This is a genomic window from Burkholderia sp. PAMC 26561 (assembly GCF_001557535.2).
Classification (GTDB): domain Bacteria; phylum Pseudomonadota; class Gammaproteobacteria; order Burkholderiales; family Burkholderiaceae; genus Caballeronia.
The window spans coordinates 1,693,609-1,709,662 of the sequence record NZ_CP014306.1 but is presented as its reverse complement, the minus strand read 5'-3'; the positions used below and the strand labels follow the sequence as shown (position 1 = coordinate 1,709,662).

The following is a 16,054-nucleotide window of genomic DNA, read 5'->3' as shown; positions in this document are numbered from 1 at the left end:
CGCCGAATCCGCTGTGCTACCGCGTGCTGCTAATTCGTCGACGCCTGGCGGCCGTTGCTTTGATACGAAACAATCGTTTTTTCCAGCGCGTCCCGCGTCAGTTGCACGGCCTCCGGCAAGTGCAGGAAGCGCGCGTCATGATGCAGACCGAGCGTGAAACTATAGAGTTCAAAAAGCATCAGCGCAGGATCTGTATCTGCACGCAAATGCCCCTCATCCTTCGCCTGGTTGATCGCCCGCGTAAGCGCTGCTCGCCAGATCGTCACGCTATGCACCAGTTGCTCGCGGACTGCACTGTCGGCGCGATCGTCGTACTCCACCGCACCGCTTATGTAGATACAGCCCGTCGTTACCTCCTCGATGCGCTTTTCCATCCAGCGCGCCAGCATGGAACGCAAACGCGGCAAACCGCGTGCTTCGCGAAGGCTCGGGTAAAACACTTCATCCTCAAAGCGGCGGTGATACTCCTTCACCACTTCGACCTGCAGGTCCTCGCGCGAGCCGAAATGCGCGAACACGCCGCTCTTGCTCATCTGCATCCGTTCGGCCAGCAAGCCGATCGTCAAACCTTCGAGTCCGTCCCGGCTAGCCAGGTCCAGCGCGGCGTCGAGGATTGCGACTCGTGTCTGTTCGCCTTTTCGCATGATTTTTACCGTTTTCATTTAATCGAAATAAAATCGAACGGCCGTACGATTATTGTAGCCGACCGTTCCTGAAACAAGCTTTTTATTAGAAACCGGGGTCTAACTTTTCATCGCGTCGTTAGACGCGGCTCAAGTTTGTGCCGGTTTGTGGCCTTGCAGCCAGTGGTAGTGGCCCGAGCACGTCAATCGTATCGGCCGATGGTGAGCATTTTCATCATCGTGCGATACGCGTTGTAGGCAAGCCAATTAAGCAGGCGCTCACCAGCCGGACGCGCCGCGTATTGTTCGAGCGTGATCGGCCGGGCGTCTTCGTAGGCCGCAATGATCGCGTCACGCAACTTCACGATCTCGTTCTCGTGATTCACGAGCACCATGTTCGCCTCGTTGTTCAAGACGAGGCTGAGCGCGTCGAGATTGGACGAGCCGACCGTCGCCCAGTTCGAATCCACCACGGCGACTTTCCCATGTAGCATGGTTTTCTCGTATTCCGCGATCCGCACGCCCGATTTCAGCAAGTTCCGATACAGAAACGGCGTCGCATAGTCGAGCGCGACAAACTCCTTCCTGCCGATCACCAGCGTCACACGTACGCCGCGCTGTGCTGCGCGAACCAGCGCGCGGCGCAGCTTGCGGCCCGGCATGAAATACGGGTTCGCCAGCATCACTTCTTTTTCCGCGTGCGAAATCGCCGCCAGGTACGCCTTTTCGATCGCCCGCCGATTCAGGAGGTTATCGCGGGCGACGAACGCCACGCACGGCCGGTCTACGGCGTGAATCATGCCGCGCCGCGCCCGCAGACGCGCCCGCAGCGCGCGCCGGCTGCTACGGGATGAATCGCCGGGCGTGCCGCCCTGATCCGCCGGACGTGCGGTGCGCGGTTTCACGCCGAGGCGGATCCGCTGCCACTGGAGATCGAAGGCCTCGCGAACATCCGATACCACGGGCCCCTGCGCCTCCAGCGCGAAGTCCCATCGGGCGAATTCGATGCGCATGCCATTCTGCTCGTAGTCATCGACTATGTTGATGCCGCCGCAGAACGCAATCTGCCGGTCGATCACCACCAGTTTCCGATGCGTCCGCGAGAACCCGAGCTGACCGAACAGATGCGGGTTATAGATGCGATGTTCGATGTTCGCTGCAGGCCATTCATCGAAAAGCGGAAGCTTCGCCGTCCCGATGCCGTCCGTGATAACGCGCACGTGCACGCCGCGCCGCGCCGCGTTCATCAACGCGGTCGAAACGGCGCGGCCGGCGGCGTCATCGCAGAAAATATAGGTTTCGAGCGAGACCTCGTGCTTCGCGGCGTCGATGCGGCCAATCAGCGCCGGAAAAAACGCATCGCCCGATTTGAGCAATTTGACCGTGTTGTTGATCGTGAAGCACAACCTTCCCGGGCGGCGGCCGCGAAACAGCGCCTGCTTGAGTCGCGCAAAGCGACGCGAAGGTCCGCCGAAACCCATCACCGGCTGTGCTCCGCGAGCCGCTCGGGCAATTGCAGGATCGCCTCGCGATTGGACGACGAGAAACATTTCGCCGCGGCCTCGCGGAACGGCAACCAGAGAAATGCGGTGTGCTCGCGCGGCGCGAGCGTGACGGGAATGCCGTGCGGCACGAGCAGGCTGAACTGGTGCTCGACGTTGCGCACCACGCCTTCAGCATAGCGATGCCGCCATTCGGGATAGATGTCGTACTCGATCTCATGATGCCAGTCGATGAGCGAACGCTCGGGCACGCCCGGGCTTCCGACCACGATGCCGGTTTCCTCGGCCACTTCACGCGCGGCGGTGAGGGCGAAGGGTTCATCGATGTGATCTTTCGAGCCCGTCACGGACTGCCAGAATCCCGGCCGGTCGGCGCGCTCGATGACGAGCACGTCCATTTCGGGCGTATGGATGACAACAAGAACGGATTCGGGAATTTTTGGCGGCTTGGGCATTTTGGAAACGGTGCGGCCATTCGTGGAAGCTGGCCGAAGAATGTAACCCAAAAAACGAAAAAGGCGCATCAAGCGCCTTTTTCGTTTCGGATGTTGCAGATGGATTACGGCTTACTGCACCTTCGGTTCCGGCTGGCGCAAACGAATATGCAGTTCCTTCAACTGCCGTTCGTCCACTTCGCTCGGGGCTTGCGTGAGCAAGTCGGTCGCGCGCTGCGTCTTCGGGAACGCGATCACGTCACGGATCGAATCGGCACCGGCCATCATCGTGACAATCCGATCCAGACCGAACGCAATACCGCCGTGCGGCGGCGCGCCGTACTGCAGCGCGTCGAGCAGGAAGCCGAACTTGATCCGCGCTTCTTCAGCGTTGATCTTCAGCGCGCGGAACACCTTGCTCTGCACTTCTTCCTGATAGATCCGCACCGACCCGCCACCGATTTCCCAGCCGTTCAACACCATGTCATAAGCCTTGGCAAGGCAGCGGCCCGGATCTGTTTCCAGATATTCCAGATGCTCGTCTTTCGGGCTCGTGAACGGGTGATGCGCGGCCACGTAGCGGTTGTCTTCTTCATCGAACTCGAACATCGGGAAATCGATGACCCACAGCGGCTTCCAGCCCGATTCGAACAGGCCGTTCGCGCGGCCAAATTCCGAGTGACCGATCTTCAGGCGCAGCGCGCCCAGGCTGTCGTTCACCACCTTCGCGCGATCCGCCGCAAAGAAAATGATGTCGCCGTCTTGCGCGCCGGTCCGTTCAATGATCGCGGTGATCGATGCGTCGTGCAGGTTCTTCACAATCGGGCTTTGCAGGCCATCGCGGCCCTTCGCGATGTCATTCACCTTGATCCAGGCCAGGCCCTTTGCGCCGTAGATACGCACGAACTCCGTGTAGCCGTCGATCTCGCTACGCGTCATCTCGCCGCCGCGCGGCACGCGGATTGCCGCCACGCGGCCATCCTTGGAGTTGGCCGGCGTACTGAAGACCTTGAAATCAACGTCACGGACAGCATCCGTCAGGTCCGTGAATTCGAGCTTAACGCGCAGGTCCGGCTTGTCCGAACCAAAGCGGCGCATGGCTTCCGAATACAGCATGACCGGGAATTTTTCGTCGAGCGAAACGTCGATGGTCTTCTTGAACACGTGACGGATCATCGCTTCGAACAAGTCGCGGATTTCCTGCTCGCTCAGGAACGACGTTTCACAGTCGATCTGCGTGAATTCCGGCTGACGATCGGCGCGCAGGTCTTCGTCGCGGAAGCACTTCACGATCTGGTAATAACGATCGAAGTTCGCGACCATCAGCAACTGCTTGAACAATTGCGGCGACTGCGGCAACGCGAAAAATTGACCCGGGTTCGTACGCGACGGCACCAGGTAGTCGCGCGCGCCTTCCGGCGTGCTCTTGGTCAACATTGGCGTTTCAATGTCGATGAAACCCTGCTCGTCCAGGTACTTGCGCACTTCGATTGCCACGCGATACCGCAAGCGCAGGTTCTGCTGCATCTGCGGACGGCGCAGGTCGAGCACACGATGCGTGAGGCGCGTGGTTTCGGACAGGTTGTCGTCGTCGAGCTGGAACGGCGGCGTGACCGACGGGTTCAGCACATTCAGCTCGTGGCACAGCACTTCAATCTTGCCGCTCGTCAGGCCAGCGTTCACCGTGCCTTCGGGCCGAGCGCGCACGATACCTTTCACCTGCACGCAAAACTCGCCGCGCACGCCCTCGGCGACCTTGAACATCTCGGCGCGATCCGGATCGCACACGACTTGAACGAGGCCCTCACGATCGCGCAGATCGATAAAAATCACGCCGCCGTGATCGCGCCGGCGATGTACCCAGCCGCACAGCGAAACGCTTTGGCCCAGGAGGGCTTCGGTCACCAGACCGCAGTATTCAGATCTCATCGACATGATGTTGTGTCTTTCGTTATTCATTGATCAACGGCGCGCGCAAACATACGGAAAACGGCGTTCGCGGCGCGCCGGCATTACAGCGGCGGGTCGACAGGACGGCGCGGCGCGGCCTGCACTTGCGGCATGGACGGCGCGACGACTCCCATTGACACGATGTACTTCAACGCAGCATCGACGGACATGTCGAGCTCGATGACTTCGCTTTTCGGCACCATCAGGAAAAAGCCCGAGGTGGGATTCGGCGTGGTCGGCACGTAGACGCTCACATGTTCTTCGGTCAGGTGATTGACGACGTCGCCGCCTGGAATGCCCGTCAGGAACCCGATGGTGTACGAACCCGAATGAGGATAACGGATCAGGAGTGCCTTGCGGAACGCGTTGCCGCTGCTCGAAAGCAACGTGTCCGACACTTGTTTCACGCTGGTATACAGCGGTCCGACCACGGGAATGTGACGCACGATCACATTCCACCACTCGACCAGTTTCTGGCCGACGAAGTTCTGCGTGAGCAAGCCCACGACAAAAATGAACGCGAGCGTGAGCACGGCGCCCAGGCCCGGCAGATGGAAACCGAACACGCGCTCGGGCTGCCAGGATTCCGGCAGGAGCAGCAGCGTCTGGTCCATGGTTCCGATCACGAGCCCGATCACCCACAAGGTGATGGCGAGCGGCACCAGCACCAGCAAGCCAGTCGCGAACACGGATTTCAACGTAGTCTTTTGGTCGTCATTTACACAGCCGGAAGGCCGCACCGCTGGAATCCACGGTTTGGCTGGTTCGCCGCCCAATGTGCAGCTTGAGTTTCAGGCGGACATCTGCGTGCGTGCGATCGGACAGATCGAGCGTTTGAGCGCGGTGAAAGTGATCGCGCGGGTCGGACTTCGTTTCCGTTGCAGACTTCGCGCTTCGCTTCAGGAGCCGGAAAAGCGTCAATTAGATGCCGGAGCAGCCGGTTTCGATGCCGCCGGGGTGGACGACGCGCTGCTCTTCGAGCTGTCCGATGCCGGTGCGCTCGCCGTGGACGAATCGCTTTTCGGCGATTCCTTGCCCGAGTTGCTCGAATCCGATGCGCTTTCGCTCTTCGTTTCGGCCTTGGCGCCTTCATCTTTCTTGGCTGCCGCGGGCGCGCCGTTATTGCCGCCGCGGAAATCCGTCACGTACCAGCCGGAGCCCTTCAATTGAAAGCCTGCAGCGGTGACCTGCTTGGCAAACGTGTCCTTCCCGCATTCCGGACAGGTCTTGAGCGGCGCATCGCTCATTTTCTGGAGCGCGTCTTTCTGAAAGCCGCATGACTCGCAGCGGTACGCGTAGATCGGCATGGCACTCTTCCTACGATTAACGTTTCGGCGCTTGCAAAGCCTTGAATTATAGCCGCAAACCATCAGCGACCCCTTAAATTCGGCCCCGCCCGCGCGGCTTTGCAACCCGATGCAACAGGTGGGCGCGCGTTTTACATCGCCGAAACGCGGCGCGCGAGCCGGCCGCGCGTAATTTTTCGTGCGGAGCGGTGCGGAAACCACCGGCTCTTTATTTGGCGGCAGTTTCCGCGGTTTAAAGAGCGGGCAGCTCAAACTTCCGGGCGGCGGCGCCATGTCAGCCAGCGCTCGCGCCCGGCGAAGACGCTGATTGAACCGGTTACATCGTGCTCTTCGACCAGTTCGAAATGGGGAGTCAGCAACGCATCGAGCGCGTCCCTTTCGATACCAAACGGCGGCCCCTTGGGCGTCGTGCCGAGAAAGTAGAATCCGGCGAGCAATGCACCCGGTCGAAGGAGCGCCGCCATGCGTGTGGCGTAATCCGGCCTGCGTTCACGCGGCAAAGCGCAGAGAAAAGCGCGCTCGTAAATCCAGTCCGGTTCAAACGGCGGCTGATACGCGAAGAAATCCGCCTGCTCGACCACGTCCGCGTGTACGCCCAATTGCTGACGAGCCGCGGCGACCGCGCTTGGTGAAAAGTCGATGGCCTTGACCTGCCAATTTTCCTGCGTGAGCCAAAGCGCTTCGTACGCGCTGCCGCAGCCGGGAACCAGCACGCTTCCCAAGGTTTTGCGATGCTCGAGCGCAAACGCCATGAACGCCTCGGGGACGCCAGACTGATCCCACGGCATGAAACGCCGGTCGAACCGTTCGTCCCAGAACTCGGGCGAATTGGCGTCGCGAGTATTGAACACGGGCGCCGCAGCGGGCCCAGCCGGTTTGGGGTCATCGACCATGGTCTAGCCTCCGTACGCAATTACCTGCCAGAACTCGGCGAGCACGGCGCCTGCGGCCACCGCCAGACCAAAAATCAGCAGCGCCTGCAACAGCCGGTTGGTCCGCTTCTGCTCTTGCAGGACCAGGCGAATGAGTTCGTCATTGCCGCCACGCGACGAGTCGTGCTGACTGGCCAGCGCCTGATGGATCAAACGGGGCAACTGGGGCATCGTCTTGCTCCATTGCGGCGCCTCGAGTTTGAGCCGTTCATACCAGCCACGCCAGCCGACCTGTTCGTTCATCCAGCGTTCGAGATACGGCTTGGCGGTCTTCCACAGGTCGAGATCGGGGTCGAGTGAGCGGCCCAGGCCTTCCACATTCAGCATGGTTTTCTGCAGCAACACAAGCTGTGGCTGGATTTCGACATTGAAGCGGCGCGACGTGGAAAAGAGCCGCATAAGCACTTGTCCCAGCGAAATATCCTTGAGCGCCCGGTCGAAGTACGGCTCGCACACGGCGCGAATCGCGCTTTCGAGTTCTTCGACGCGCGTAGTCGGCGGCACCCATCCGGATTCCAGATGCAGCGTGGCGACGCGATGATAGTCGCGCTTGAAAAACGCCAGGAAGTTCTGCGCGAGGTAGTTTTTATCGAAGTCGGAAAGCGCGCCCACAATGCCGAAATCCAGCGCGATATACCGCCCGAACGTGTCCTCCGCCAGACTTACCTGAATGTTCCCGGGGTGCATGTCGGCATGAAAAAAACCGTCGCGGAAAACCTGCGTGAAGAAGATTTCGACGCCTTCCTGGGCCAGCTTGGGAATATCGACCCCGGCCGCCCGCAGCACTTCCACCTGGCTGATCGGCACGCCGACCATGCGCTCCATGACGAGGACCGTGGGCGCGGAATAGTCCCAGTACATCTCCGGGACCATCAGCAAATCGAGGCCCGCAAAGTTGCGCCGCAACTGGCTGCCGTTTGCGGCTTCGCGCATCAGGTCGAGTTCGTCGTGGAGATATTTGTCGAACTCGGCGACCACTTCGCGCGGTTTCAGGCGCTTGCCGTCGGCCCACAACCGCTCGGTCCAGTAAGCGATGTCGCGCAGCAACGCCAGGTCCGAATCGATGACCGGCAGCATATTCGGACGCAACACCTTCACCGCGACCGGTTTGCCCACGTGCGCGCCCGTCTTGATCTTGGCGAAGTGCACCTGCGCAATCGATGCGCTGGCAACCGGCACGCGCTCGAAGTCGTCGAACAAAACGTCGATAGGCGCACCCAGCGACTTTTCCACGATTGCGATAGCCACATCCGAATCGAACGGCGGTACCTGATCCTGCAACTTCGCGAGTTCATTCGCGATATCGACCGGCAGCAGATCGCGGCGTGTGGACAGCACCTGCCCGAACTTCACGAAGATCGGGCCCAGGCTTTCAAGCGCGAGACGCAAACGCACGCCGCGCGCGACCTCGAACTTTCGGCCGAACGTGGTCATGCGCATCAGCAGGCGCACGCGCCGGTCCTGAATGCCGCTCAGCACCAGTTCATCGAGCCCGAATCGCACTACGGTGAAGAAAATCTTGAAAAAACGCAGAAAGCGCATGGTTCAGCCCATTACTTGCTCGTGCCGCGCGATGACGCGGCGCCGGGCGCAGATGCGCCTCGGGCTTCGGCTTTTTGTTCGAGTCGCTCGATGCGTTTTTCGACGCGCGCAAGCGCGTCCCGGGCTATCGACAGTTCGGCATTGAAGGTGTCGAGGGCGCTGCGGCGCACGAGTTGAGGTTGTTCGTCGAGCAGGTATTCCGCCACGGATTCAAGCAGGTTGCGCCCCGACCGGCGCGCTTGTTCACCCACCAGCCGCACGGTGGAACCGATCCGGTACGCCGGCCCGTCACCAATCACGCGCGCCAGATCTTCTTCAGGTTCCCAGCGCAGATGCTCGGCCAGTTTCGCGATCGTCGTTGCAAACTCGGCGTCGCCTTCTATGCGCACGTGTTTCATCACGGCCGCCTGGCCGCCTTGCATGAACGCGGGAATGGCGTCTGGCGGCACGGAGAGCGTGACGTCGAAGGTAGCCTGGTTCTCGTCGATAGCGCCAATCAGCCCGTCTGGCTGCACCATCAGATACAGCGAGAACGGCGCGAGCACGAAGCACGCCGTCTTGCCTGCGTACGGGGCAAGACGCTCGCGGGCCCATGGTTCGCGCGCGAGCACGTGGTTCACAGCGGCCGCGAACGCCTTCGATGCGGTTCTGGCTGCGGCCTGGGTGGCAGAGGGGACTGCGGGTTGGGCGGATTCGTCTGCGTGCGTCATCGGCTCTGAGATGAAAAAACCCGCACAAGCGGTCACTCGTGCGGGTTTCTATTCTACCTTTGCAACTGGCGTTATCGTTTGGCAATGGTCACGCCAAACGCAACGTTAGCCGTCCGGTCTAGCCGACAAAGCCTGAACATGGCCTTGGTCGCCTTGCTCGCCCTGGTCGACACTCAGCTAACTTGCTGAATCCCGGCCAGCAACCAGCCTTCGTTGCCGTACTTCTGCTTCGACAGGTTCCAGATTTCGACGAACGGCTCGGCAGCAGCACCTTCCGTTTCGCGGATCAGGCCATGGAAACGGACGCTTGCGAGGCTTTCCGTGCCGCGATCCTCAACACCGAGGATGTCGGCATTGAGTTGCACGACATCCGTACGGTTCGGCTGCGTGCCGCGTGCGTCGATATCCAGCTTCACCTCAGCGAACATTTCCGGCGTGGTGAACTCGCGGATGTCGTTCGAATTGCCGCGATCCCACGCGTCCTGCAAACGCACAAAATAAACCTTCGAATTGCGCAGGAACGCTTCGGTATCGAAACCGGACGGCACGGCGACTTGCGGGGCTGCCGCTGCGTCGACCGGACTCGTATAGCTCTGAACGCCCGACGGACCGTACCCACCCGGCGCCGACGGCGGAACGTAGCTCGGTTCCTGCGGCTGATTCATGCCGGTACGAGCGCTGCCTCCAAACGGCGAACCCGCGCCGGCACTGGCCAAAGCAGGGCTCGCGCCTTTCCGGCGGTTCATGATGAAGCGGAAGATCATCACGGCAGCCAGAACGATCAACGCGATCATGATCATGTTGGCCATTGCGCCGGCGAACGCGCCGCCCAGACCGAAGTGCGACAGCAATGCCGCGATACCCAAACCAGCCGCAAGACCGGCGATCGGTCCCAGCCAGCGGTTACGCGCGGGTGCCGCAGCGGCGGCCGGCGCTGCAGCGGGTGCTGCGCGCTGAGCGTTCGCGGCCTGACCCGGCTGCATGGACTGCGACGGCGGCGTGGCCTGATGTTGTTGAGTGGCCGTAGTGGATTGACGGCCCATGCTGCGGCCACCGCCCATGCGGCGAGCCTCGGCGTCTTCTGTAACAAGTGCACCGGCCATGATTACGCCAGCCAGCGCAACGACCCCGGCTTTCCTGAATAACGACTTCAGGAAACCCCGAGATTGGGGTAAGCGCGAATCGGACATTTCGAATCCTTTTAAAAAGTGGAACACTAAAATTTGGTCCCGACGTGTAACGCTACCACGCCACCTGACAAATTGTAATATTCGACTTGTTCCAAGCCAGCGCGTTCCATCATTGTTTTTAAAGTTTCCTGGTCCGGATGCATCCGGATCGACTCCGCGAGGTAGCGGTAGCTACCTGCATCTTTCGCTATCTTGTCGCCAAGCCACGGCAAGATCTTGAAACTGTAGAGATCGTAGGCTTTCTTGAGCGGATCCCATACCTTCGAAAACTCCAGGACCATCACTTTCCCACCCGGTTTCACAACGCGATGCATTTCGGCCAACGCACCATCTTTGTGCGTCATATTACGAAGCCCAAAGGCAACTGTAATGATATCGAAATAATTGTCGGGGAACGGAATCCTCTCTGCGTCGCAGATCAGCGTGGGCGTGATCACGCCTTTGTCGAGCAGCCGGTCGCGCCCAACGCGCAGCATCGATTCGTTGATATCCGTGTGCCAGACTTCGCCTTTTTCACCGGCCTGCTTGGCGAACGCTTTCGCCAGATCGCCCGTCCCGCCTGCCAGATCGAGCACTTTGTAGCCCGGCCGCACCTTCGCCTGGCCGATCGTGAACAGCTTCCACGCGCGATGCAATCCGCCCGACATCAGGTCGTTCATCAGGTCGTAATTGCTCGCGACTGAGTGGAACACGCCCGCCACCTTCTTCGCTTTGTCTTGTTCGTCGACCGTTTCAAAACCGAAGTGGGTCTTGCTCATCGCGTTTGTCCTCGCCTTTTGTTCGTGTAATTGGCCGAACCCTTCGAGCAGTCGGCCTTGTGCTGCGGCAAATCGCCGCTGCCAAATTTAAAATGGGTCAGTGGCAGTGTCCGCCGGACGCTTTCGGCGCCATCGGCGTGTCGCGATCGACGCCCGCCGCTTTCAGCTTGCCCAGATACTCCGCCCACAGCTCTTCCTGGCGCACTGCGAGGTCGTGCAGGAAATCCCACGAATAAATGCCCGTGTTGTGGCCATCCGAGAAATTGAGCTGGAGCGCGTAGTGGCCAACGGGATCGACAGAAATGATCGATACATCGCGCTTGCCCGTCTGCAGTGTTTCCTGGCCGGGACCATGCCCCTGAACCTCCGCCGACGGCGAATATACGCGCAATAGCTCGAACGCGAGGCGATACGTCTGATCGTTCGCGTATTGCAACTCGAGCGCGCGCGTCCTGGAATGCACGACGATGCCAGTCGGAATCGGCGTTTGTTTGGTAAGTCCGCTCATGTTGAGCCTTTATTGAAAGTCTTGGGCTATGACCCGAACGCCAGCGCCATTTCGCTGCGGACGGCTTCGCGCAGCAAGGTTGCCTGAGCGCGCCGGTTCGACAGCAGCGCCTGCGAGACCGTGCGCTGGCGCGGCGCCCAGATGGGCAGCGGGAAACGGGAATCGTTGGAATGGCGGGGAATGACGTGCCAATGGACGTGAGGGACCTGGTTGCCGAGGCTCGCCAGATTCACTTTTGCGGGCGAGATGACGCGCCGGATCGCCCGCTCGACGCCGTTCACCGCCGACATCAGCTTTGCGCGGTCCGCGTTCTCGAGATCGGACATCTCGGCTACGTGCGCGGTCCAGATCACGCGACAAAACCCCGGCCAGTCGGGCTCATCGGCGAGGACGACGCGCAGCGCGTCGTCCGACCACAAGACGTCGCCGTCGTCTTCACGACAAAAAACACAGTCCATCGTTTTCCTCTAGCGAAACTACCCCGGTTCGCTATTACACCAGCACGCGCTCGATCCCGCCATCGTTAGCACGTGCGACGTAATCTTCCATCCAGCTCGCGCCGAGGACCTTGCGGGCGATTTCCACGACGATGTAATCCGCTTCGATGTTCGCATCCTCGTTGTACCGCGACAAACCCTGCAGGCACGACGGGCAGCTTGTGAGGATCTTGACGTCGGTACCGGTGGATAACGCGCCGTCCCCTGCTTTTAGCACTGAACCCGGCGCAGCGCCCGCCGTTCCTGCAGACGCGTTCGCCAGATTGATGCCGTTGGCGCCAGCTTCGGCCACAAGCGGAATGTCACGCAACTTCGCCGCGCCCTTGCGGATTTCCTCTTCCTTGCGGAATCGGACTTGCGTGGAAATGTCCGGACGCGTGACCGCGAGCGTGCCCGATTCGCCGCAGCATCGATCGTTCTTCTCGATTTTGTATCCATCGTGCGCCGAGCCCATGATGTCGTTCACGAGCTTGATTGGGTCCATGGTCTTGATCGGCGAGTGGCACGGGTCGTGGTACATGTAGCGCGTGCCGCTCACGCCTTCCAGCTTGATGTTCTTTTCGAGCAAAAATTCGTGGATATCGATGATCCTGCAGCCCGGGAAGATCTTCTCGAATTCGTAACCAGCAAGCTGGTCGTAGCAGGTTCCACACGACACGACCACCGTCTTGATGTCGAGGTAGTTCAGCGTATTGGCCACGCGATGGAACAGCACGCGGTTATCCGTGACGATCTTTTCGGCTTTGTCGAACTGGCCTGCACCGCGTTGCGGATAACCGCAGCACAAGTAGCCCGGCGGCAAGACCGTCTGCACGCCCGCCTCCCACAACATGGCCTGCGTCGCGAGACCGACTTGCGAAAACAGCCGCTCCGAGCCGCAGCCCGGGAAATAAAACACGGCTTCCGTATCCGACGTGGTCGTTTTCGGATTGCGGATGATCGGGACGATCTTGTTGTCCTCGATATCCAGCAGCGCCCGCGCCGTCTTTTTTGGCAGATTGCCGGGCATCTTCTTGTTCATGAAGTGGATGACCTGCTGCGTCACCGCCGGCTTGCCGACCGTTGCCGGCGGTTTCGCCGTCTGCTTCTTCGTGAACTTCTTCAGCACGTCGTTGCCGAGACGTTGCGCCTTGTAACCGACGCCCATCATCGCCGTGCGGGCGAGGTTGATGGTCTGCGGGTTCGTGGCGTTCAGGAAGAACATGCCCGCCGCGTTGCCCGCGTTGAATTTCTTCTTGCCCATCTTGCGCAGCAGGTTGCGCATGTTCATGGTGACATCGCCGAAATCGATCTTCACCGGGCACGGCGTCACGCATTTGTGGCAAACCGTGCAGTGATCGGCGACGTCGTTGAATTCGTCCCAGTGCTTGATCGATACCCCGCGACGCGTCTGCTCTTCATACAGGAACGCTTCGACCAGCAAGGACGTGGCGAGGATCTTGTTGCGTGGGCTGTACAACAAGTTGGCGCGCGGAACGTGCGTGGCGCAAACCGGCTTGCACTTGCCGCAACGCAGGCAATCCTTGATGGAATCGGCGATCGCGCCAATATCCGATTGCTGCATGATCAGCGATTCATAACCCATCAGCCCGAAACTCGGCGTGTAGGCGTTACGCAGATCGGCGCCCGCGAGCAGCTTGCCGGCGTTGAAGCGGCCGTTCGGATCGACCCGTTGCTTGTACGCGCGGAATTCGCCGATTTCTTCTTCCGTCAGGAATTCCAGCTTCGTGATGCCGATGCCGTGCTCGCCCGAAATCACGCCATCCAGGTCACGCGCGAGCTTCATGATGCGTGCGACCGCGACGTGCGCGTCCTGCAGCATCTCGTAGTTATCGGAGTTGACCGGGATGTTCGTGTGGACGTTGCCGTCGCCCGCGTGCATGTGGAGCGCGACGAACACGCGGCCACGCAGCACCGTCTTGTGGATGTTCTGTGCTTCTTCGAGGATCGGCTTGAACTCGCCGCCATTGAAGATATGGCGCAATTCCGCGCGCAGTTCCTGCTTCCAGGAAATGCGGATGGTCCGGTCTTGCGCGACATCGAATACGCAAACGCCTTGCTGTGAATCCACACGATCCGCGAGCTTCTCGGCGAGACCTTCGTAACCGAGTTGAACCAGATAATGCTGCGCTTCGCGCAACGGCATATCCAGCTTTTCGCCGACGAACGTCCAGCGTTCACGCACGCGCTTGAGCAGATCGAGCGCTTGCTGCACGCGGTCTTCGAGCAACTCGGCGCTCGGGATTTCGTTCGCGTCGTCGCTCTTGCCAAGCGGCAGCTTGCCAGCCTTGAAGAAGGTTTCGAGCGCATCGACCAGTTGCAGCTTGTTCTTGATCGACAACTCGATATTGATCCGCTCGATTCCATCCGTGTATTCGCCCATGCGGTTGAGCGGAATCACGACGTCTTCGTTGATCTTGAACGCGTTCGTGTGCTTGGCGATAGCCGCCGTGCGCGAACGATCCAGCCAGAAACGCTTGCGCGCCTCGGCGTTCACCGCAACGAAACCTTCACCGCTCTTGCCGTTTGCCATGCGCACGACTTCGGACGTTGCCTGGGCGACCGCATCCGGATCGTCACCGACGATATCGCCAATCAGCACCATCTTCGGAAACGCGTTGCGCTTGCTTTTGGTCGCGTAACCGACGGCGCGCAGATAGCGTTCGTCGAGATGTTCGAGCCCGGCGAGGATCGCGCCGCCCTGCTTCGACGTCTCGAACAAATAATCCTTGATCTCCACGATGCTCGGAATCGCGTCGCGCGCCTGGCCGAAAAACTCCAGGCAGACCGTGCGCGTATGCGCGGGCATCTTGTGCAGGATCCATCGCGCCGATGTGATCAGCCCGTCGCAACCTTCCTTCTGAACGCCAGGCAGACCCGACAGGAACTTGTCCGTCACGTCCTTGCCGAGCCCTTCCTTGCGGAACTTCGTGCCGGAGATATCGAGCGATTCCGTGCGTAGCAGTTTTTCGCCTGGCGCGCGCGAACCGTCGAACCAGTCGAGCCGGAAACGCGCCACGGGAATGTCGTGGATCTTGCCGAGGTTGTGATCGAGGCGCGTGATCTCGAGCCAATTGCCTTCCGGATCGACCATGCGCCACCACGCGAGGTTGTCCAGCGCGGTGCCCCACAAAACAGCCTTCTTGCCGCCGGCGTTCATTGCGACATTGCCGCCCACGCACGATGCATCCAGCGACGTCGGGTCCACGGCGAACACGAATCCGGCCTGCTCGGCGGCTTCGGTCACGCGGCGGGTCACGACGCCCGCGCCCGAGAAAATGGTCGCGACCTTGCCATCGACACCCGGCAGATCCGTCATCTCGACGGGACCGAGCTGTTCCAGTTTTTCCGTGTTGATGACGGCCGCGAACGGCGTCAGCGGGATCGCGCCGCCGGTGTAGCCCGTGCCGCCTCCGCGCGGAATCACGGTCAGTCCGAGTTCGAAACACGCCTTGATCAGGCCGGCGATCTCGGCTTCGGTATCGGGCGTAAGCACCACGAACGGGTATTCGACGCGCCAGTCGGTCGCGTCCGTCACGTGGGATACACGCGATAACCCGTCGAACTTGATGTTGTCTTTCTCGGTGACCTTGCTGAACACCTTCGATGCCTTCTTGCGCAAATCGTAGGTCTGCTCGAACTCCTTTTTGAAGTCCTCGACCGCGCGGCACGCGGCGCTGATCAGCAACTCGACTCGCGCGGCACGGTCGCGGCCGGCATCGTCCTGATGTTGCGAGAGGTCGGCCTTACGACGCTTCTCGATATCGCCCAGACGATGGTTCAGCGCTTCGATCAACAATGCGCGGCGTTTCGGATTGTCGAGCAGATCGTCCTGCAGGTACGGATTGCGGCGCACCACCCAGATGTCGCCCAGCACCTCGTAGAGCATGCGTGCCGAGCGGCCCGTGCGGCGTTCGCTGCGCAAATTGGCGAGCGCGGCCCACGCTTCTTCGCCCAGCAGGCGGATCACGATTTCGCGATCGGAGAACGACGTGTAGTTATAGGGAATTTCGCGCAGGCGCGGCTCGGTATCCAGGGCCACGGCATGCGCGGCGCCGTTCGGATCGAAGGCTTGGGGTGCGTTCATATTCGACAGTTCGG

General features: G+C 60.6%; 14 protein-coding genes. All 14 read right to left on the bottom strand.

Annotated elements, in window-relative coordinates; all coding sequences use genetic code 11:
- Window positions 1-29 precede the first annotated feature (29 nt).
- The 14 genes from AXG89_RS08020 to AXG89_RS07955 all read right to left on the bottom strand — a co-directional run bounded on the left by AXG89_RS08020 (window position 30) and on the right by AXG89_RS07955 (window position 16,040).
- The gene (locus AXG89_RS08020) at window positions 30-644 is read right to left on the bottom strand and encodes a TetR/AcrR family transcriptional regulator (protein ID WP_062000674.1); all 615 of its coding nucleotides are present in this window, start codon (window positions 642-644) and stop codon (window positions 30-32) included.
- 182 nt (window positions 645-826) lie between these two features.
- The gene (gene clsB, locus AXG89_RS08015) at window positions 827-2,104 is read right to left on the bottom strand and encodes a cardiolipin synthase ClsB (RefSeq protein ID WP_062169092.1); all 1,278 of its coding nucleotides are present in this window, start codon (window positions 2,102-2,104) and stop codon (window positions 827-829) included.
- Window positions 2,104-2,580, bottom strand: coding sequence for a dihydroneopterin triphosphate diphosphatase (gene nudB / locus AXG89_RS08010; protein ID WP_062170420.1), 477 nt, complete (start codon window positions 2,578-2,580; stop codon window positions 2,104-2,106). The genes clsB and nudB overlap by 1 nt, the downstream gene beginning before the upstream one ends.
- A 111-nt stretch (window positions 2,581-2,691) precedes the next feature.
- A complete protein-coding gene (gene aspS / locus AXG89_RS08005; RefSeq protein WP_062000673.1) occupies window positions 2,692-4,494 on the bottom strand; it encodes an aspartate--tRNA ligase in 1,803 nt (600 codons plus the stop codon).
- Between the two features lie 77 nt (window positions 4,495-4,571).
- A complete protein-coding gene (locus tag AXG89_RS08000; RefSeq protein WP_062170418.1) occupies window positions 4,572-5,249 on the bottom strand; it encodes a DUF502 domain-containing protein in 678 nt (225 codons plus the stop codon).
- A 177-nt stretch (window positions 5,250-5,426) separates the two neighbouring features.
- Window positions 5,427-5,816, bottom strand: coding sequence for an FmdB family zinc ribbon protein (locus AXG89_RS07995; RefSeq protein WP_075358958.1), 390 nt, complete (start codon window positions 5,814-5,816; stop codon window positions 5,427-5,429).
- 248 nt (window positions 5,817-6,064) lie between these two features.
- Window positions 6,065-6,709 (bottom strand): methyltransferase domain-containing protein, encoded by a 645-nt coding sequence (locus AXG89_RS07990; protein WP_062169088.1) that lies wholly within the window; start codon window positions 6,707-6,709, stop codon window positions 6,065-6,067.
- A gap of 3 nt (window positions 6,710-6,712) precedes the next feature.
- The gene (gene ubiB / locus AXG89_RS07985; RefSeq protein ID WP_062169086.1) at window positions 6,713-8,290 is read right to left on the bottom strand and encodes a ubiquinone biosynthesis regulatory protein kinase UbiB; all 1,578 of its coding nucleotides are present in this window, start codon (window positions 8,288-8,290) and stop codon (window positions 6,713-6,715) included.
- Window positions 8,291-8,301: 11 nt separating this feature from the next.
- Window positions 8,302-9,000, bottom strand: coding sequence for a ubiquinone biosynthesis accessory factor UbiJ (locus tag AXG89_RS07980; protein WP_082771368.1), 699 nt, complete (start codon window positions 8,998-9,000; stop codon window positions 8,302-8,304).
- 173 nt (window positions 9,001-9,173) lie between these two features.
- A complete protein-coding gene (locus AXG89_RS07975) occupies window positions 9,174-10,190 on the bottom strand; it encodes a Tim44 domain-containing protein (protein ID WP_062169084.1) in 1,017 nt (338 codons plus the stop codon).
- Between the two features lie 26 nt (window positions 10,191-10,216).
- The gene (gene ubiE, locus AXG89_RS07970) at window positions 10,217-10,948 is read right to left on the bottom strand and encodes a bifunctional demethylmenaquinone methyltransferase/2-methoxy-6-polyprenyl-1,4-benzoquinol methylase UbiE (RefSeq protein ID WP_062169083.1); all 732 of its coding nucleotides are present in this window, start codon (window positions 10,946-10,948) and stop codon (window positions 10,217-10,219) included.
- Window positions 10,949-11,045: 97 nt separating this feature from the next.
- A complete protein-coding gene (locus tag AXG89_RS07965) occupies window positions 11,046-11,456 on the bottom strand; it encodes a gamma-butyrobetaine hydroxylase-like domain-containing protein (protein ID WP_062169081.1) in 411 nt (136 codons plus the stop codon).
- Between the two features lie 26 nt (window positions 11,457-11,482).
- A complete protein-coding gene (locus AXG89_RS07960) occupies window positions 11,483-11,914 on the bottom strand; it encodes an HIT family protein (protein ID WP_062169079.1) in 432 nt (143 codons plus the stop codon).
- Window positions 11,915-11,948: 34 nt separating this feature from the next.
- Entirely contained in the window at window positions 11,949-16,040 is a 4,092-nt protein-coding gene (locus AXG89_RS07955; protein ID WP_062169077.1) for a DUF3683 domain-containing protein, read from the bottom strand.
- Window positions 16,041-16,054: the final 14 nt, after the last annotated feature.

What these genes read in the sequence shown, in the direction of transcription:
- AXG89_RS08020 (WP_062000674.1), bottom strand. Translation starts at nt 644, where the DNA reads ATGCGAAAAGGCGAACAGACACGAGTCGCAATCCTCGACGCCGCGCTG.
- clsB (WP_062169092.1), bottom strand. Translation starts at nt 2,104, where the DNA reads ATGGGTTTCGGCGGACCTTCGCGTCGCTTTGCGCGACTCAAGCAGGCG.
- nudB (WP_062170420.1), bottom strand. Translation starts at nt 2,580, where the DNA reads ATGCCCAAGCCGCCAAAAATTCCCGAATCCGTTCTTGTTGTCATCCAT.
- aspS (WP_062000673.1), bottom strand. Translation starts at nt 4,494, where the DNA reads ATGTCGATGAGATCTGAATACTGCGGTCTGGTGACCGAAGCCCTCCTG.
- AXG89_RS07995 (WP_075358958.1), bottom strand. Translation starts at nt 5,816, where the DNA reads ATGCCGATCTACGCGTACCGCTGCGAGTCATGCGGCTTTCAGAAAGAC.
- AXG89_RS07990 (WP_062169088.1), bottom strand. Translation starts at nt 6,709, where the DNA reads ATGGTCGATGACCCCAAACCGGCTGGGCCCGCTGCGGCGCCCGTGTTC.
- ubiB (WP_062169086.1), bottom strand. Translation starts at nt 8,290, where the DNA reads ATGCGCTTTCTGCGTTTTTTCAAGATTTTCTTCACCGTAGTGCGATTC.
- AXG89_RS07980 (WP_082771368.1), bottom strand. Translation starts at nt 9,000, where the DNA reads ATGACGCACGCAGACGAATCCGCCCAACCCGCAGTCCCCTCTGCCACC.
- AXG89_RS07975 (WP_062169084.1), bottom strand. Translation starts at nt 10,190, where the DNA reads ATGTCCGATTCGCGCTTACCCCAATCTCGGGGTTTCCTGAAGTCGTTA.
- ubiE (WP_062169083.1), bottom strand. Translation starts at nt 10,948, where the DNA reads ATGAGCAAGACCCACTTCGGTTTTGAAACGGTCGACGAACAAGACAAA.
- AXG89_RS07965 (WP_062169081.1), bottom strand. Translation starts at nt 11,456, where the DNA reads ATGAGCGGACTTACCAAACAAACGCCGATTCCGACTGGCATCGTCGTG.
- AXG89_RS07960 (WP_062169079.1), bottom strand. Translation starts at nt 11,914, where the DNA reads ATGGACTGTGTTTTTTGTCGTGAAGACGACGGCGACGTCTTGTGGTCG.
- AXG89_RS07955 (WP_062169077.1), bottom strand. Translation starts at nt 16,040, where the DNA reads ATGAACGCACCCCAAGCCTTCGATCCGAACGGCGCCGCGCATGCCGTG.